The organism is Brachybacterium paraconglomeratum, from assembly GCF_039541415.1.
GTDB lineage: Bacteria > Actinomycetota > Actinomycetes > Actinomycetales > Dermabacteraceae > Brachybacterium > Brachybacterium paraconglomeratum_A.
In genome coordinates this window covers 365,384-382,174 of the sequence record NZ_BAABGE010000010.1, presented here as the reverse complement: position 1 = coordinate 382,174, position 16,791 = coordinate 365,384, and the positions used below count along the sequence as shown (strand labels likewise).

Annotated in this window: 15 protein-coding genes; 1 reads left to right on the top strand and 14 read right to left on the bottom strand. The window is 69.6% G+C overall.

The annotated features are described in order from the left end of the window. Positions 1-23 precede the first annotated feature (23 nt). The 13 genes from ABD893_RS16350 to ABD893_RS16290 all read right to left on the bottom strand — a co-directional run bounded on the left by ABD893_RS16350 (position 24) and on the right by ABD893_RS16290 (position 15,192). The gene (locus tag ABD893_RS16350) at positions 24-1,112 is read right to left on the bottom strand and encodes a UDP-N-acetylglucosamine--N-acetylmuramyl-(pentapeptide) pyrophosphoryl-undecaprenol N-acetylglucosamine transferase (RefSeq protein WP_345082813.1); all 1,089 of its coding nucleotides are present in this window, start codon (positions 1,110-1,112) and stop codon (positions 24-26) included. Then, a complete protein-coding gene (gene ftsW, locus ABD893_RS16345) occupies positions 1,112-2,698 on the bottom strand; it encodes a putative lipid II flippase FtsW (RefSeq protein WP_345082810.1) in 1,587 nt (528 codons plus the stop codon). Before ftsW ends, ABD893_RS16350 begins: the two co-directional genes overlap by 1 nt. Continuing rightward, the gene (murD, locus tag ABD893_RS16340; RefSeq protein WP_345082807.1) at positions 2,695-4,200 is read right to left on the bottom strand and encodes a UDP-N-acetylmuramoyl-L-alanine--D-glutamate ligase; all 1,506 of its coding nucleotides are present in this window, start codon (positions 4,198-4,200) and stop codon (positions 2,695-2,697) included. The genes ftsW and murD overlap by 4 nt, the downstream gene beginning before the upstream one ends. Continuing rightward, positions 4,197-5,297: a phospho-N-acetylmuramoyl-pentapeptide-transferase gene (mraY, locus tag ABD893_RS16335; protein ID WP_345082804.1), complete on the bottom strand. Its 1,101-nt coding sequence runs from the start codon at positions 5,295-5,297 to the stop codon at positions 4,197-4,199. The genes murD and mraY overlap by 4 nt, the downstream gene beginning before the upstream one ends. Then, entirely contained in the window at positions 5,294-6,772 is a 1,479-nt protein-coding gene (locus ABD893_RS16330; RefSeq protein ID WP_345082801.1) for a UDP-N-acetylmuramoyl-tripeptide--D-alanyl-D-alanine ligase, read from the bottom strand. The genes mraY and ABD893_RS16330 overlap by 4 nt, the downstream gene beginning before the upstream one ends. Before the next feature lie 2 nt (positions 6,773-6,774). After that, on the bottom strand, positions 6,775-8,361 hold the full coding sequence (locus tag ABD893_RS16325; protein ID WP_345082798.1) for a UDP-N-acetylmuramoyl-L-alanyl-D-glutamate--2,6-diaminopimelate ligase: 1,587 nt from the start codon (positions 8,359-8,361) through the stop codon (positions 6,775-6,777). Then, complete coding sequence (locus ABD893_RS16320; protein ID WP_345082795.1) at positions 8,358-10,187, bottom strand: peptidoglycan D,D-transpeptidase FtsI family protein; 1,830 nt, start codon at positions 10,185-10,187, stop codon at positions 8,358-8,360. Before ABD893_RS16320 ends, ABD893_RS16325 begins: the two co-directional genes overlap by 4 nt. Before the next feature lie 2 nt (positions 10,188-10,189). Next, a complete protein-coding gene (gene ftsL, locus ABD893_RS16315; RefSeq protein WP_345082792.1) occupies positions 10,190-10,708 on the bottom strand; it encodes a cell division protein FtsL in 519 nt (172 codons plus the stop codon). Between the two features lies 1 nt (position 10,709). Then, on the bottom strand, positions 10,710-11,705 hold the full coding sequence (rsmH, locus tag ABD893_RS16310) for a 16S rRNA (cytosine(1402)-N(4))-methyltransferase RsmH (RefSeq protein ID WP_345082789.1): 996 nt from the start codon (positions 11,703-11,705) through the stop codon (positions 10,710-10,712). Between the two features lie 216 nt (positions 11,706-11,921). Further along, entirely contained in the window at positions 11,922-12,353 is a 432-nt protein-coding gene (gene mraZ / locus ABD893_RS16305) for a division/cell wall cluster transcriptional repressor MraZ (RefSeq protein ID WP_345082786.1), read from the bottom strand. Positions 12,354-12,829: 476 nt separating this feature from the next. Next, positions 12,830-13,228: a DUF3040 domain-containing protein gene (locus ABD893_RS16300; RefSeq protein WP_345082783.1), complete on the bottom strand. Its 399-nt coding sequence runs from the start codon at positions 13,226-13,228 to the stop codon at positions 12,830-12,832. Positions 13,229-13,362: 134 nt separating this feature from the next. Next, positions 13,363-14,652 carry a DNA polymerase IV gene (dinB, locus tag ABD893_RS16295; RefSeq protein ID WP_345082780.1) on the bottom strand — a complete coding sequence of 430 codons (1,290 nt, stop codon included), beginning with the start codon at positions 14,650-14,652 and terminating at the stop codon, positions 13,363-13,365. Between the two features lie 54 nt (positions 14,653-14,706). After that, positions 14,707-15,192: an SAV_6107 family HEPN domain-containing protein gene (locus ABD893_RS16290; protein ID WP_345082777.1), complete on the bottom strand. Its 486-nt coding sequence runs from the start codon at positions 15,190-15,192 to the stop codon at positions 14,707-14,709. A gap of 154 nt (positions 15,193-15,346) precedes the next feature. On the opposite strand from ABD893_RS16290, the gene ABD893_RS16285 reads away from it, so the two are divergent. Then, complete coding sequence (locus ABD893_RS16285) at positions 15,347-16,213, top strand: spermidine synthase (protein ID WP_345082774.1); 867 nt, start codon at positions 15,347-15,349, stop codon at positions 16,211-16,213. Between the two features lie 139 nt (positions 16,214-16,352). Here ABD893_RS16285 and ABD893_RS16280 read toward each other — a convergent pair whose 3' ends face one another. After that, positions 16,353-16,556 (bottom strand): cold-shock protein, encoded by a 204-nt coding sequence (locus tag ABD893_RS16280; RefSeq protein ID WP_193104230.1) that lies wholly within the window; start codon positions 16,554-16,556, stop codon positions 16,353-16,355. Positions 16,557-16,791 lie beyond the last annotated feature (235 nt).

Below are 16,791 nucleotides of genomic sequence, written 5' to 3'. Positions count from 1 at the left end.
ATCCGCTCGCCGGGCTGCCTGGGTCAGGCTCGGCGTGCGACCCCGGTCACCACGTCGGCCATCACCTCGGCGGCGTCGGTGATGCCGAAGGCGCGGGAGGCCTCAGCCATCGCCGACAGCCGGTCCTGATCGCGCAGCAGCGGCAGCACCTGCTCGCGCAGAGAGGCCGCATCGAGCTCTCCGTCGGCGATCATCAGGGCGCCGCCCGCGGCGACCACCTGCTCGCCGTTCAGCGCCTGCTCGCCATTGCCGATGGGCAGCGGCACCAGCACTGCGGGCAGGCCGACGGCGGTGAGCTCGCAGACCGTCCCGGCTCCGGAACGGGTCAGGGCGAGATCCGCGGCGGCGTAGGCGTCCTCCATCGCACCGACGTACTCGACCACCTCGTAGCCCTCCAGCTCGGGCATGCCCCCGGCCTTGCCTCGACCGGTGACGTGCAGGATCTGCGCCCCGTTCTCGATGAAGGCGGCGGCGGCCTCGGCCACCGCCGTGTTCAGGCGCAGAGCCCCGAGGGAGCCGCCGGTGGCCAGCAGCACGGGGCGGGCGGGGTCCAGCCCGAAGCCGCGCACGGCCTGCTCACGGCGAGCGGCGCGGTCGAGATGGGCGATGCCCTCCCGCATCGGCATTCCGATGCGCCGGGCGCCGGGCAGGCTCGAGCCCTCGAAGGCGGTGAGCACGGCAGCGGCGCGACGGGCTCCGAGCCGATTGGCCAGGCCGGGCCGACGGTTCGCCTCATGGACCACCAGCGGGCGACGCAGCGAGGCGGCGGCGAGATAGGCGGGCGGGCAGACATAGCCGCCGAATCCTGCCACCACGTCGATCTCCCGCTCGCGCAGCAGGGTGCGGACACTGCGCAGGGTCGCGCCGAATCGGCCCGGAAAACGCAGCGCATCCCCGTTCGGGCGGCGCGGGAAGGGCACCTTGTCGATGGTGACCAGCTCATAGCCGGCCGCGGGCACCAGATCGGCCTCGAGCCCCTCCTGGGTGCCGAGCACGATCACCTCGGCCTCCGGGCAGCTGTGGGTGATCTGCGCGGCGGTGGCCAGCAGCGGGGACACGTGCCCGGCGCTGCCACCCCCGGCCAGCAGGATGCGGGGCGTGGAGGTGGGCATCAGGACTTCCGGGAGGAGGGGGCGGAACCGCGGCCCGAGCGCCGCGAGCGGGAGGTGGACGAGCGCTGCGCGGTGGACGAGCGCTTCGAGGCCGTCGGGCTCTTCGTGGACTTCGGGCTCGTCGCGGGCTTCGGGCTCGTCGCGGCGCCGGCGCGCTGGGCGGGCTTGGCGGAGGTGGAGGTCGTGGCCGACCTGGCGGAGCTCGCACTCTTCCCTGACGCGCCGCGCTGGGCAGCCTTCCGCGGCGACCGGGAGGAGCTGCGTGCCGGGGTGGGGGCACCTGCCACAGCGCGCTCGCGTGGCGCGGGCAGCACGCTGATCGATCGGCGCACCGAGCTGAGCCGGGCCCCGATCGCCTCCTCGGCGCCGGGCTCGCGCCGGGCGAAGGAGATCAGCATCCCCAGAGCGATCATGGAGGCGAGCAGGGCGGAGCCACCCGAGGAGATGAACGGCAGCGGGACCCCGATCACGGGCAGCAGCCCGGTGACGACCATCATGTTCACGAAGGCCTGTCCGAGCAGCCAGGCGCTGATGCCGGCCACGGTGATCTGCATGAAGTGGTCATCCAGGCGAGTGATCATGCGGAACATCAGCAGGGCGAGGACGGTGAACAGCAGCACCACGCCGAGGGTGCCGATCAGGCCGAGCTCCTCGCCAAGGATCGCGAAGATGTAGTCGTCCTCGGCAGCTGGCAGCCGTCCCCACTTCTGGCGGGACTGCCCGAGGCCGACGCCCCACCATCCACCCTCGGCCAGCCCCATCAGGCCCTGATCCGATTGGAGGCAGGAGTCGCCCGGGCAGGTGCCATGGATCCAGTTGTTGATGCGCGCCATGCGGTTGCCGCTGGTGATCGTGAGCGCGACGACCCCGATCAGCCCGGCGACCCCGGCGGCCAGGAACCAGCGTCGCGGGACTCCGGCGACCCAGACGGCGCCGGCGACCAGCATGGCCATCACCAAGGTGGTGCCGAGGTCGTGCCCGAGCACCACCAGCCCGAGCGCTGCAGCGACACCCGGTGCGAGCGGGATGAACAGGTGGAAGGGCTTGTGCAGCAGCGGCCGCTTCATCGCCAGCACAGCGCCGATCCAGACAGCGAGCGCGAGCTTGAGGAACTCCGAGGGCTGGAGCCGTTGGGAGCCGATCTGGATCCAGTTGCGGTTGCCGTACACCTCGACGCCGAGGCCGGGGACGTGCACCAGGCACTGCAGCAGGAGCCCGAGCGCGAACAGGATCCAGGCGGCCTTGCGATAGAAGCCCGGTGGCAGCAGCGCCGCGATGATCAGGCCCACCAGGCCCATCCCGGCGAAGGTGCCCTGGCGCAGCAGCCCGGCGAAGCCCGAGTCGCCGCGGGAGATGTTTCCGACCGAGCTGGAGGACAGCACCATCACCAGGCCCACGCTGATCAGCAGCGCGCCGACCACGATGAGTCCGTAGAAGTCCAGCGCCGGTGACTTCAGCCAGGTGCCGACCCCATCACGGACACGGCCACTGATGTTCCCCAGCGGGTGGTCCTCATCGGGCCGCACCACGCCAACGGAGCGGCGGGCATCCCCGCGGGATTCCCGTCGGGTCTCCTCCATGGTCATGCGCGCTCTCCTGGCAGTCGGGTCACAGCCGCCGCGAACAGATCCCCCCGCTCCGCGTAGTCACGGAACTGGTCGATGGAGGCGGCCGCAGGAGCCAGCAGCACCACGTCCCCCGCCGAGGCGAGGGCGCGAGCAGCCTGCACCGCGTCGTCCATCATCCGGGAGCGCCCGGCGACATCGCCAGTGTCGCCCGGATCGATGCGTCGGACGGGGATCTCGGGAGCGTGTCGCGACAGGGCGGCGGTGAACGGTGCGTCATCGGCGCCGAGCAGCACCACACCGACCAGGCGGTCGCGCGCGCCGGCGATCAGTGCGTCCAGATCAGCGCCCTTGGTGTCACCCCCGGCGAGCCAGACCACGCGCTCGGCGGAGCGCAGAGACGCGGCGGCCGCCGCCGGGTTGGTCGCCTTGGTGTCGTCGACGAAGCTGATCCCGTCGATGGTGACGAGATGCTGGGCGCGGTGGCTGCCCATGCGGAAGGCGCGCAGACCGTCTCGCACTGCGAGGGGTTCGACCCCGTGTGCGCGCGCGAGAGCCGCGGCGGCCAGGGCGTCGAGCACGAGATGGGGTCCTGCGCCCTGCGGGCCCAGATGAGCGAGATCGGCGAGGGTGGCGAGCTCTATCGCGGAGTGGCGGCGTTCGGCGAGGAAGGCACGGTCCACCAGCACGCCATCGATCACGCCCAGTTCGGAGACGGCGGGGGGCCCGAGCGTGAGGCCCACGGCGCGTGCGCCGTCGAGAACATCCGCTTCCTCGACAAGATGCAGGGTGGCCGAATCTGCGGTGTTGTACACGCATGCGGTGCGCACGCCCTCGAAGATCCGTCCCTTGGCTGCGGCGTAGGCATCAGCGCCGCCGTGCCAGTCGAGGTGATCAGGGCTGATGTTCAGCACCACCGCGGCTTCGCAGTCCAGGTGCTCGGTCCAGTGGAGCTGGAAGCTGGAGAGCTCGAGGGCGAGCACGTCGAACCCCTCGGGGTCCAGCGCCGCCTCGATCACCGGCAGCCCGACATTGCCGCAGGCGACGGCGCGCAGACCGGCATGCTGGAGGATCGATTCGAGCATCGTGACGGTGGTGGTCTTGCCGTTGGTGCCGGTGATGCCGAGCCAGGCGGGGCCGTCGGCGGCCTGCATGCGGCGGGCCAGCTCGATCTCACTCCACACCGGGATCCCGGCAGCCTGTGCCGCGGCCAGCAGCGGCTGCTCCGGGCGCCAGCCCGGGGAGGTGACGACCAGATCGATCTTGGCGCCCTGGGGCAGCTCGAGCGTGTGCTCCTGGCCCAGGCGGAACTGCACCCCGAGCACCTCGAGGATCTGCGCGCGTTCGCGCAGCTCCGGGGTGTCGGTGCCGTCGACCACGAGCACGTGGGCGCCGCGCTGCATGGTCTGATCGGCGATCGCATAGCCGGAGACGCCGAATCCGGTCACCAGGATCCGCAGCCCGCTGACGTCCAGGCCCGGCCAGGACCGTTCCAGCAACGGGATGCTGGCGCCGCTGGTCATGAGGTGAGCCTGGGTAGGGCGTCGAGGTAGAAGATGCCCAGGCCCAGTCCCGCGAGGATCCCGGCCACGATCCAGAAGCGCACCACGATGGTGACCTCGTTCCAGCCCTTGAGCTCGAAGTGATGCTGCAGCGGGGCCATCCGGAACACTCGCTTGCCGGTGAGTTTGAAGCTGGTGACCTGGATGATGACCGACAGCGAGATGATCACGAACAGGCCGCCGATGATCGCGCCGAGGACCTCGGTGCGGGAGACGATCGTGAGGCCCGCGATCGCGCCGCCGAGGGCGAGGGATCCGGTGTCGCCCATGAAGATCTTGGCGGGCGAGGTGTTCCACCACAGGAAGCCGACGCAGGCGCCGATGATCGCTGCGCAGAGCACTGCGGTGTCCAACGGGTCACGGGCCTCGTAGCAGTGGACCACTCCCCCGGCGTCGAGGTCGACGTTGCAGACCTGACGCCACTGCCAGAAGCTGATGATCAGGTAGGCACCGGTGAAGATGATCGTTGCGCCGCTGGCCAAGCCATCGAGCCCATCGGTGAGGTTCACGCCGTTGGACCAGGCGGCGACCAGGAAGTTCGCCCAGATGGCGAAGAGCAGGAAGCCGACCACGCTGCCCATGAACGCGAGGTCCAGCCAGGGGATGTCGCGCACGAAGGAGATATGGGACGAGGCCGGGGTGGCTCCGTTCTCGTCCGGGAACAGCAGTGCCATCACTGCGAACGCGGTGGCGACCACGAACTGCCCGAGCAGCTTGTAGCGCGGCCGCAGGCCGGTGCTGTCCTGCTGGGAGATCTTCAGGTAGTCGTCGAGGAAGCCGACCACCCCGAGGCCCACGGCGAGGAAGAGCACCAGCAGCACCGAGACGCTGGGTGCGGTCCAGAGCACCAGGTGGGTGAGGAAGTAGGCGACCAGCACCGCCAGGATGATCGCGACCCCGCCCATGGTGGGGGTGCCGCGCTTGGTGGCGTGGGAGGTGGGGCCGTCGTCGCGGACGAACTGGCCATATCCGCGGCGCTGGAGCACCTTGATGAACAGCGGAGTGCCGAAGATGGAGAGGGCTCCGGCGATGGCACCGGAGATGATGATCGCGATCACTGGTCGTCTCCGTTCTGCGTCGGGCCGACCTCGAGGTGGTCGCCGCGCCGGGAGAGGCACTCGATGAGGGGCGCGGCGATCTTTCGCAGTCCCGCATCACGCGAGGACTTCAGCAGCACGACGTCGCCCGGCTGCACCGTACGTTCTAGCACAGCGACCGCCTCATCGACGGTGTCGAGGAATTCGGACTCGCCGCCGAAGCTGCCCTCGAGGCTCGCGCCGTGGTGGATCGGTGCCGCGCCATCGCCGATCGCGTACAGCTGCCCGATGTTCAGGCGCACGACGAGCCGGCCGATCTCGTCGTGCAGTCGCACGCTGTCCCCGCCCAGCTCGAGCATCTCGCCGAGCACAGCGATGGTGCGGTGGCTGCGGCCGAGATGGGCAAGGGTCTTGAGCGCCTGTCGCATGGAGTCGGGGTTGGCGTTGTAGGCGTCGTCGATGACCAGGACGCCGGCGGCTTCGAGCACCTGCATCCGCTGGCCGGAGGCGAGGGTGGCGCCTTCGAGAGCCGCTGCGGCCGTGGCGGGGTCGACCCCGGCGGACAGCGCGGCGGTGAGCGCCGCGAGCACATTCGCGCCCTGGTGCTCGCCGAGCAGGTCCGGGTGCACTCCATAACGACCAGCGGCGACGGGCTCCCCATGCAGCGTGGTCAGCCCGTCGGGAACCACCAGGTCGAAGCGCACGCGGGCTCGCTGATCCAGGGTGAGGTCCGCGCCGCGCACGTCTCCGGTGGTGAATCCCCAGCTGACCACCGGTGCAGCAGAGCGCTCGGCCATGGCGAGGACCAGTCGGTCCTCGGCGTTGAGGATGGCGCGACCGTTCGGGGCGAGCGCTTCGACCAGCTCACCCTTGGCCTGGGCGATCGCGTTGACGCTGCCGAACTCGCCGATATGTGCGGAGCCGACGTTGAGGACCAGTGCGATGTCGGGGCGCGCGATCGCAGTGAGCTCAGCGATATGACCGATCCCGCGTGCACCCATCTCGAGCACCAGGTAGCGGGTCTCAGAGGTCACCCGGAGCACGGTCAGCGGCAGCCCGAGCTCGTTGTTGAAGCTGCCGGCGGGCGCCACGGTGGGTCCGTGCGCAGAGAGGATCGTGCCCAGCAGATCCTTGGTCCCGGTCTTGCCTGCGCTGCCGGTGACCGCGAGGACCACCAGTTCCGGATTCTCCTCGCGGGCCCGCTCGAGCTGAGCGTGGGCGAGCACGGTGAGTGCGGACTGCACGTCATGCACCAGCACTGCGGGCAGCCCGCGGTCCTCGGTCACGAGCGCGAGCGCTGCGCCGGCGCGCTGAGCGGCGTCGAGATAGTCGTGACCGTCCACATGCTCGCCGCGGAAGGCGGTGAAGAGATCTCCGGCCGCCACCTGCCGAGAGTCGATCTGTGCGGTGCCGGTGATCAGCTCATCACCCGTGGCGCCTCCCACGAGGGTGCCGTCTGTCAGTGCGGCGAGGTCCCGTGCCGTGATCTGGAGCATGCTCAGCGTCCTTCATCCATGTGGTCGGCGTCGGCGCCTCCGCGCAGTGTCTCTGCACTTCGCAGTGCATCCCGCAGTCGGAGGCGATCATCGAACGGCTGGACGATACCGCCGATCTGCTGTCCAGTCTCGGCTCCCTTGCCGGCGACGAGGATGGTGTCGGACACGTCCGCGAGCGAAGCTGCCAGAGCAATTGCCTCTCCGCGCCCATCCACCTCGTGGACCTGCGCGTTCGTGGTCACGGGGATGCCCTGGAGCACCTCGCGGCGGATCGCGGCCGGATCCTCGGTACGGGGATTGTCATCCGTGACGATCACCACGTCCGCGAGGTGGGCGGCGATCTCGCCCATCTGGGGACGCTTGGTCCGATCACGGTCGCCTCCGGCTCCCATCACGACCAGCAGCCGCCCGGTGCCGGGGATCCCCCGCAGCGTGTCGAGTGCCTGCTGCAGTGCATCCGGGGTGTGGGAGTAGTCCACGACTCCGCGGACGGGACCGTCGCCGCTCACGGACTCCATCCGGCCGGGGACTGTGCCGGCTTCGCCGAGCGCCCGCGCGACGTCAGTGCCGGTGTGCCCCAGTGCCGTCAGCAGGAGATCGGTCGCCAGGGTGTTGGCGACATAGTGGCGCCCCGGCAGCGCGGCATGCAGCTGCCGGGCACCATCGGGCCCGTCGACGATGAAGGTGGAGCCATAGCCGTCGGAGCGGATGTCCCTCGCGCGGTGGTCCGCGTCGATCTCCGGTCGGGTCGTGTACGTGATCACCGGGATCTCGGATTCCCGGGCGAGCCGCTGGCCCCAGGCATCGTCCACGCAGACGATCCCGTGACGAGCGTGGGCCGGGGTGAACAGGGTGCGCTTGGCCTCGTAGTAGTGCTCCATGGTGCCGTGGAAGTCGAGATGGTCCTGCGTGAGATTGGTGAAGCAGGCGACGTCATAGATCACCTCGTCGGCGCGGTGCAGCACCAGGGCATGGCTGGAGACCTCCATCGAGACCACCGCGACCTCGTCCTCGACCATGCGCGCCAGCAGACCGTGCAGCTCCGGCGCCTCGGGCGTCGTGCGGACGGTCGCGATCTCGTGGTCCGCGCCCTGTCCATCGCGGTAGCTGGTGCCACTGGTGCCGATCGCACCGGCCGGTACCCCGAGTGCGAGCAGCGTGCGGGTGATCGCCGTCGTGATCGATGTCTTCCCGTTGGTCCCGGTCACGCCGACGGTGGCGAGCTTCGCCGCGGGACGCCCCTGGACCAGTGCGGCAGCGATGGCGGTGGCGGCACGGGGATCCTCGACCACCAGGGCCGGCAGTCCCGCGGCCTCGCAGCGGTCCCGACCGGCAGCATCGGTGAGCGCCATCGCAGCTCCCGAGCGCGCGGCCTGAGGAGCGAATTCGGCGCCGTGGGCGTTGGCACCGGGCAGGGCGCACCAGAGGTCCCCTGCCTCGACGGCACGCGAGTCGAGGGTCACCCCGTGCAGTGTCAGGTCGCGCTCGGGCACCGGGGCGTGGAGCGCATGGGCCAGGTCTGCCGCGCTCACGCCGAGGGGATGGCGCGGACGGGCGGGCTCGGGGACGGTCTCTGCCGGTGGGATCACTGCTCTCCCCACTCGTTCTCGAGCTCGCGGCCGGCGACTCCGGTCGGGGCGATGCCCTGGTTCTGGAGGGCGAAGGTGGTCAGCTCCGAGAAGGCGGGGGCGGCGGCCTTGTTGCCGGAGATGAAGGTGTTCAGGCCGAAGACGAACACGCCGACCACGATCTCCGGGTCATCCGCGGGGGCGAAGCCGATGAAGGAGGCGGTGTAGGTGCTGTCGCCGACCTGAGCGGTGCCGGTCTTTCCTGCGACGGCGTAGCCGGGCACCGCAGCGCTCGAGTTCTCATCGTCGACGGAGTTGTCCATCAGCTGCTGCATGGTGTCGGCGGTCTCGCTGGAGACGACCCGGGTGCTCTCCGGCTCACCGAGCGGGCGCACCGTACCGTCAGCCTGCTTGGTACCGGCGATCAGCGAGGGCTGGACGCGCACCCCGTCATTGGCGAAAGTGCCCACGGCGGACACCATCTGCAGGGCGTTGACGCTGTACCCCTGCCCGAAGGCGGTCGTGTACCGGGTGCGGCCGGTCCACTCCGATGCGGGATGGACGAGGCCCGCCGACTCGCCGGGCAGCTCGACGCCCGTCTTCTCCCCCAGACCGAAGGCCTTGAGGTAGTCGTAGCGGACCTCGGGGGTGAGGGTCTCGGAGATCTGCACGGTGCCGACGTTGGAACTGTTCTTGAGCACGCCAGCGAGGGTCAGCTGCTGATCAGGGTGCTGGTGCGAGTCCTTGACCCGGTGGCCGTCGAACCACTGCTCGTAGGGGATCTCGTACTGCGTCTCAGGCGTGACGGTCCCTTCTTCGATGGCGGCCGCGAGCGTGAACAGCTTGCCCGTGGAGCCCGGTTCGAAGACGTTGGAGATCGAGCGGTTGCCGAGGAAGTCGTCCTCACGGGTCGAGTTCGGGTCGTAGCTGGGGTACTCGGCGAGTGAGAGCACCTCGCCGGTCTTCGCGTTGTAGACCACAGCGCTGCCGCCGGTGCCGCCCCACTGCTCGACAGCACCTGCCACGATCTGCTGGGCTTTCCACTGCAGGTCCCGGTCGATCGTGAGCACCACGTCGCTGCCGTCGACGGCAGGGGTGGTCTCCTGCTTCCCGGTGGGGATGATCTGCCCCTGGGCTCCCCGTTCGTAGGTGGTCTTGCCGTCGGTGCCCCGCAGCTCCTCATCGAAGGAGAGTTCGGTGCCGCCCAATGCGGTGCCGTCCGCGCCGACCCAGCCCAGGACGTTGCCGCCGACGGAACCGGCCGGATAGATCCGATCAGCGACCGGGTCTGCCCCGATCCCCGGGATCCGCAGGGACATGGCCGCGTCCCGCACCTCGGGCTCGACATTCTTCTGCAGGTAGGAGAAGCCGGCGTCGCCGGTGAGCGCCTCCTCGGTCTCCTCCACGGTCCAGCCGAGCACCGGGGCGAGCGCCGCGGCGGCGGCGTCGATCCCGGTCACCTCGGCGGTCTTGGACGTGGCGAGGTACTCGTCGACCTGCATCTGGTTGACCCACAGGTCATAGCGCTGCACCGAACTGGCCAGGACAGTGCCGTTGCGATCGGTGATCTCTCCGCGCAGGGCGGGGATGGTGCGGGTGACGGTGCGCTGGGCGACCGCCTCTTCGGCGCGGGCGCTCGCATCGAGGCCCTGCACCCACACCAGCCGTCCGGACAGCGCGAGCACCGCGACCATGATCAGGCACACCAGCAGGCGATGACGGGTGGAGGGCTCACCGAGCCGGGCCTCCGGGAGCCGAACCCGCAGGGTGCCACCGGATCGGGGACGACGGGGGCCCGCCGCGGAGCGGGGGGTGTTCTTCCTGCCGTTCCTGCGCGGTGACGTCATCCTCAGGCCCCTTCGTTGCCCATGCCGTGATAGGCGTCGGGCTGGTCGTAGATCTGAGCAGGCGGCACGGCGACCTTGGCGGGCACCACTGCGAGCTCAGGGTTGGCCTCAGTCTGCGCTGTCGGGGACGTCTCACCGATGATCTGGCCCGTGTCGAGGTCGATATATGCCGGATCCGACACCGGGACCATGCCGATCTCGCGCGCCTGGCGCTCGAGCTCCTGGGGTGTGCCCAGGCGTTCGTTGGACTCGGCGAGGGACTGGCTCTCCTCGCTCAGCCGCTGCGACTGGCCCTGGAGCCGGTTGATCTCGTAGCTCGCGTCCGACATCTGAATGTTGAGGTAGAGCAGCGCCGCGAGCGTCGCAGCGACGATCAGCGTGCACAGCATCGTGAACGGCATCGAGCTGCCGGCGGCCTTGGGCGCCGCGACGACCGTGAGACGAGGCCGTGGGGCGGCGGCCTGCTTCGCTCCGCGGACCGGACGGATCGCGGGCGCATGAACGGCTGTGGTGCTTGCCATCTCAGTGTGCTCTCTTAGCAGGTCGGGTACGGGTCAGGGCGCGGAGGCGGACGGAGGCGGCGCGGGAATTGCTGCCGCGCTCGGCGTCATCTGCTTGCAGGGCACCGCGCACGATCGGAGTGAAAGAGGGCTTGTGCTCCTCGAGCTCCACCGGCAGTCCGGGAGGAGCCGAGGATCGGGTACGACGCGCGAAGGCGGTCTTGACCAGACGGTCCTCACCGGAGTGATAGGACTCCACGACGATGCGGCCACCGACATGGAGGCAGTCCAGCGCCGATTCGATCGCGGAGGCGAGGATCTCGAGCTCCTCGTTGACCGCGATGCGCAGCGCCTGGAAGGTGCGCTTGGCGGGATGGCCGCCGCTGGCCTTGGAGGCACCGGGGATCGCTCGGTCCAGCAGCTCGACGAGTTCGCCGCTGCGGGTCAGCGGAGCGGTCTGTCGCTGCTCGACGATGCGCCGGGCGATCCGCTTGGCGAAGCGTTCGTCGCCGAGGTCGTGGAGGATGCGGGCGATCTCGGCCTCGGGCAGGTCGCGCAGCAGGTCTGCGGCCGTCGGCCCGTCCGAGTCGGTGTCCATCCGCATGTCCAGCGGGGCGTCGACCGAGTAGGAGAAGCCGCGGTCGGTGGTGTCGATCTGGAAGCTCGACAGGCCCAGGTCCATCATCACGCCATGTGCGCCGGGCAGTCCCAGCTCCTCGAGCACCGCGGGGATCTCGTCGTAGGTGGCGTGGACGAGCGTGGCTCGGTCTCCGACTCCTTCGCGATCCAGCCGGCGCCGTGCGAGCTCAAGCGCCTGGGTATCGCGATCGATGCCGACGAGGCGGGCGTGCGGAGCGGCCTGGAGGACGGCGGTGGCATGGCCTGCCATGCCGAGCGTGGCATCGACGTACACCGAGCCGGGCTCCTGGAGCGCCGGGGTGAGGAGCTCGACCGAGGTGGCGAGCAGGACGGGGACGTGCCGTTCTTCTGCCGGCAGGTCGTGCTGCGTCTCGTCCATGTCACCTCTCCCCTGGGTCGTGTTCGTGCTGTTCGTGCTGTTCGTGCTGGTGGGATCCCTGCGGATCCTCCGTGGCGTTCGAGCCGGTCGTCCCCGCGTCCTGTTCGCGGTGCCGTCCTGCCAGATTCCTCGTCGTTCCCGACCCGCCACCGGGGAAGTTGCGTCGGGGCGGGAACGACGAGAGGTCTCACAGGACGGAGATCTTTCGGGTCGAACTCAGAACAGGCCGGGGATCACCTCTTCGGAGGTCTCCGCGAAGCCCTGCTCCTTCTGCGCGAGATAGGCGTCCCAGGCCGGGAGCGACCAGATCTCAAGTCGGTCGAGCGCGCCGATGACGGCGCATTCCCGGTCCAGATCCGCGTAGGTGCGGAGGTGGCCCGGAATGGTGATGCGGCCCTGCTTGTCCGGGATGACGTCCTCTGCGCCGGACAGCAGCACGCGCAGGTAGTCGCGGGTGCGCTGATCGGTGGTGGGGACCCGACGGGCCTCCTCCAGCTTCTGGCGGAACTCCATGAGCGGGTACACGGCGATGCAGTGCTCCTGTCCACGAGTCATGACCAGCCCCGAAGCGAGCTCGTCCCGGAACTTCGCAGGAAAGATCAGGCGCCCTTTCTCGTCCAGCTTGGGCGTGAAGGTGCCGAGGAACATCAGCGCCCTCCTTCACTCACCGAGCCTCACGATCCAGAACCCATCTCCTTCCCACACGCTCCACTTTACCCCACTACCCCCCACCAGATGCCACATATGCGGGAGGTCTCCCTATCTGGAGCGCAAAGACTGCAGGTCAGGGGCGTGGAGTGAGGTGGGGGGAATTTCCCGTCCGGCGCGTCCTGGGCAGGCCCCTGGCAGCGCGCCCGCTGGGGCCCCGAGCGCCTGCCGCAGCAAAAGGGCAGGTCAAAGCGCCCCGACCCGTTCTAGGGCGTGGCCGTGGGGTCAGGTGGAGGGAAGGGGAGGGCGAAGGTGGAGCGGTGTGGGGAATGGGGCGGAGAGCATCGCCAGTGGCTGCCCGACCGACAGGTCCGGGGTGTCGAGGCCTGTCTCTGCAGACGACGATGCCCCGGCTCCTGAGAGCCGGGGCATCGGATGCTGCGAGCACGGCGCTGCCGTGCTGTGGCGGAGAGAGGTCAGAGGCGGGGGTCGTCCCCCGCGCGCTTCTCCCAGCGCTCCTCCATCTTGCGCATGAAGGTCCCATCGCCGCCGGAGGTGGCCGGGCCAGCGCCCCCGCCTCCATTGCCCGGCGAGCTGTCACCTTCGGACGAGCCACCGGGAGCGGTGACTGCATAGACCGCCCCGGTCAGCATGCCGATGAAGGCGATCACGCCCAGCCAGACAGCCGGCAGGCTGACGGCGAGCACCAGCACTCCCAGGCCGACGACGACTGCCCCCAGGCCGATAAGAATCCGACGCCCGCTGCGGCGCGGCGGCGATTTCGGCGCGAAAGCTCGCGCGAGACGCGGATCGTCAGCGAAAAGCTGACGCTCCATCTCGTCGAGCATCTTCTGCTCGTGTTCAGACAGCGGCATGATCCCGCTCCTTGTCCCGTCCTCTCGCGCCGGTCGGCGCACCGTTCACCGTGTGAGAAGGCATTGCCCTCATCGGCGGTCTCCCCAGTTTAGAGCGTGTTCCTGGGTTATGGGAACATTCCCTGCCGAAGGTCTCAGAACAGGCTCCCAGAGGTCTCTTCCGGACTGCGCGGAGCGGGCATGTCCTGCGCAGCATCGGCTCCCGGTGCCGCACGCTGCGCCCCATGTGCCGAGGGCCCGAGAGTCGAGCCGCGGCTGAGGCTGTGCGCGCCGAAACGCTCTACCGCCTGGTCCATCGCCGCCTCGAGATCGTGCCATCCGGCAGGCCGCGCGGACAGCTCCGCCTGCATCGGGACACCGGCGGCCGGCTCGAGGTGGGTGGCTCGCACCCCTGCCAGCCGGATCCGCGGCAGGGCGTCGCGCTCGCGCTCCCACAGGGTGACCACCTGCTCCCGCAGCCGTTCCCCGCTGGCGGTGGGCAGGTCGAAGGTCGAGGAGCGCGTGATGGTGGTGCCATCGGGGGCGCGGAGCTTGAGCACCACCGTGCGGGCGACGAACCCTCCGCGCCGGACTTGCCGCGCGACATCGTCCGCCATCTGTGTGATGCGCTTGCGCACCTCCTGGGCGTCGGTGAGGTCCGTGTCCCAGGTGCGCTCGGTGCCCAGTGACCGGTCCCGGGTGCGGTGGCCGAGTCCCGTGCGGTCGCTGCCGTCAGCCAGGGCGGCCACTTCTCGTGCCCGTGGTCCGAGCGCCCGGGTGAGGGTGCTGGATGGAATATCTCTGAGCTGCCCTACGGTTCGCACCCCGATGCGCTCGAGCGCGGCCTGCGCCTTGGGCCCGATCCCCGAGATCACCGACACCGGCAGCGGAGAGAGGAAGGCCGCGGTACGGCTGGCGGGGACGATGAGCATCCCATCGGGCTTCGCCTGGGCCGAGGCGATCTTCGCGACCGCCCGGGAGACGGAGCCACCCACCGAGCTGGGCAGTCCGAGCTCGTCCCGGATCTTTCCTCGCAGCAGCTCCGCGATCTGTTCCGGCTCGCCGAAGAGGCGACGTGCTCCGCGCACATCGAGGAACGCTTCGTCGACGCTGATCTGCTCGATATCCGCGACGACGGTGCCCAGCAGGTCCATCACCTGGGTGGAGATCTCGCGGTAGAGGTCGATCCGGGGTGGAACGATGACGAGGTCGGGAGCGAGGCGCCGTGCAGAGGCCATCGGCATCGCCGAGCGGATCCCCCGGGTACGCGCGGGATAGCTCGCGGCGGCCACCACGCCTCGGGCTCCCGCCCCACCGACGACTACGGGAAGCCCCCTCAGGCTCGGATCGTCCCGCACCTCGACAGAGGCGAAGAAGGCATCCATGTCCAGGTGCAGGATCCCCGGGATCTCCCGATCGGGACCCACCGCGGCGCGCAGGTTCATCAGCACCTCCCTCGTGCTCGCACTGTACCGGGGCGGAGGCCTCTGCCACGCTCCTCAGCCTGCGGCGGTGAGATCGGTGATGTGCGCCGGAAAGTCATCGAGCAGCCGCTGGGAGATCTGCGCCAGGTGGGCGGCGGTGCCCTCGAGGTGAAGCTCCAACAGGTCGGGGTCCGGCAGCGCAGAAGGGTTCCGGTCCAGCCGCTTCCGCTCCGACACCAGGGGGGCCAGACTCTCCGCGCGTTCGGCATCCTCCTTGCCGAGCCTCTCGAGCGCGGTCCACACGTTCAGCGGCAGCGGGCGCCGGCGTTCCCGGTTGGCTCGCGCCACCAGCACCCCCGCACCACGCAGGGCGGCGCGATGGGCGAGCTCGAACGCTTCCCGCGGATCTTCCTGCACCGCCGCTCGGGCCTGCTCCAGCAGATCGCGTGCGCGTTCGAGATCCGCCTGGTCCTGGTCGAGCCGAGCCAGACGGAGCCGGAAGGAGGGGGCGCTGACGGAGAGGACGGCGGCTCCTCGGCGGCGGGATGTCGTCGGTGTCATCGGGCTCCTCCTCCTGGTGCGGGGTGGGCGGTTCCTGGGTCGCCCTGATACCGAGAACGCTAGAGGTGGGGTGTGACGAATGACGCCGCACCGGCATCGCTGTGGATCACCCGGTCCTGGGGAGGAAGGATCGGGGATCTCCTAGAGTGGGAGGATGTCCCGCCGTGACCGACCGCGCCGTGCTGCCTTCGAGCAGCTCGGTCCGCTCGATACCCTGATCCCCATCTCCACCGGCTCCGCCCGGCTGACTCTGGAGAACGACGGGTCGGTGCTGCTGGACGTCAACGGGGTCCCTTCCTCGCACCTCCACCCGGATCCGGAGCATCTGGTCTTCGAGTACATGCGGTGGATGCTGCTGGTGATCGACCGTCATCTCGAGGGCTTTGCGAGCGGGGGCCTCGAGAACAGCGGCGCTGCCGGGGCCGGGCCGGCGATCCAGCTCGCGCACCTCGGAGGCGGCGGCTGCTCTCTCCCGCGGGCGATCGCCGCGCGCCATCCGCGCTCGCGCCAGATCGTGGCGGAGATCGATGAGCTGCTCGCGCAGCAGGTCCGGATCTGGTTCGATCTCCCCCGCTCGCCGCAGCTGCGGGTGCGGACCGAAGATGCTCTCAGCGCTCTGGCCTCCTGGCGGGAGGACCGCTTCGACGTGCTGGTGCGAGATGTGTTCGCCGGCTCGCTCACGCCACCGGAGCTCGTCACCGTCCAGGCCGCCGAGCATGCGGATCGGGTGCTGCGCGATGGCGGCATCTATCTGGCCAACTGCGCCGCCCCGCCCGGAACGGGGCTGATGGCCGATGAGGTCGCCACTCTGTCCGCCGTGTTCCCGTATGTCGGCGTCATCGCCGAGCCGGCGCACCTCTCGGGCAAGCGGCGCGGGAACTGCGTGCTGCTCGCCTCACGTCGACCGCTGCCGGATGCCATAGACCGGGATCTGCGCTCCGATGCGGTCTCGGTGCGCCTGGCGCGCACGGCGCAGGTCGAGGCTCTTGCTCGGGCGGGACGGGTGCTCGGCGCGGCCTGACACGCACAAGGGCACCGGCTCGTGCTCGCGAGCCGGAACCTCGCACGAATACCCCCACACGAATACCCCGCACGACGACGAACCGGGCAGGAGCGTGAAGCTCCTGCCCGGTTCGTGAGATTAGCGGGGACGCCGTCGGTCAGACCGGGCGGACCTGCTCGGCCTGCGGGCCCTTATCTCCCTGGGTGACCTCGAACTCGACGCGCTGACCTTCGTCGAGCGCGCGGTAGCCGTCCATGTCGATCTTGCTGTGATGAACGAAGACGTCAGCGCCGCCTCCGTCGATCTCGATGAATCCGAAGCCCTTTTCGGCGTTGAACCACTTGACCGAGCCCTGTGCCATACCTGTCACCTTCTGTGTCGTCCTTCAACGATCGCACGACGCGACCGCAGTGCCACGTGACGCCGTCCCCCGCCGGAGCGGGTGGCGCATTGGTGCATGCCGTACTGCTGTGCCGAAGCACCGTCGTCGGACTGTCCTGCTGGACCTGCATCACCGCAACGTCGCCATTCTGTCATGACCGTGGCCCGGTTCACACGGGCTGAGCAAAGAGGTGATCACGAAGACATAACGAACT

Bases quoted from the DNA above. Each gene is read 5' to 3' on its own strand.
- rsmH (WP_345082789.1), bottom strand. From the start codon at position 11,705: ATGGACGAGACGCAGCACGACCTGCCGGCAGAAGAACGGCACGTCCCC.
- ABD893_RS16290 (WP_345082777.1), bottom strand. From the start codon at position 15,192: ATGACACCGACGACATCCCGCCGCCGAGGAGCCGCCGTCCTCTCCGTC.
- dinB (WP_345082780.1), bottom strand. From the start codon at position 14,652: ATGAACCTGCGCGCCGCGGTGGGTCCCGATCGGGAGATCCCGGGGATC.
- ABD893_RS16300 (WP_345082783.1), bottom strand. From the start codon at position 13,228: ATGCCGCTGTCTGAACACGAGCAGAAGATGCTCGACGAGATGGAGCGT.
- ABD893_RS16330 (WP_345082801.1), bottom strand. From the start codon at position 6,772: ATGCTCCAGATCACGGCACGGGACCTCGCCGCACTGACAGACGGCACC.
- ftsW (WP_345082810.1), bottom strand. From the start codon at position 2,698: ATGACCATGGAGGAGACCCGACGGGAATCCCGCGGGGATGCCCGCCGC.
- ABD893_RS16320 (WP_345082795.1), bottom strand. From the start codon at position 10,187: ATGACGTCACCGCGCAGGAACGGCAGGAAGAACACCCCCCGCTCCGCG.
- murD (WP_345082807.1), bottom strand. From the start codon at position 4,200: ATGACCAGCGGCGCCAGCATCCCGTTGCTGGAACGGTCCTGGCCGGGC.
- ABD893_RS16285 (WP_345082774.1), top strand. From the start codon at position 15,347: ATGTCCCGCCGTGACCGACCGCGCCGTGCTGCCTTCGAGCAGCTCGGT.
- ftsL (WP_345082792.1), bottom strand. From the start codon at position 10,708: ATGGCAAGCACCACAGCCGTTCATGCGCCCGCGATCCGTCCGGTCCGC.
- mraZ (WP_345082786.1), bottom strand. From the start codon at position 12,353: ATGTTCCTCGGCACCTTCACGCCCAAGCTGGACGAGAAAGGGCGCCTG.
- ABD893_RS16280 (WP_193104230.1), bottom strand. From the start codon at position 16,556: ATGGCACAGGGCTCGGTCAAGTGGTTCAACGCCGAAAAGGGCTTCGGA.
- ABD893_RS16350 (WP_345082813.1), bottom strand. From the start codon at position 1,112: ATGCCCACCTCCACGCCCCGCATCCTGCTGGCCGGGGGTGGCAGCGCC.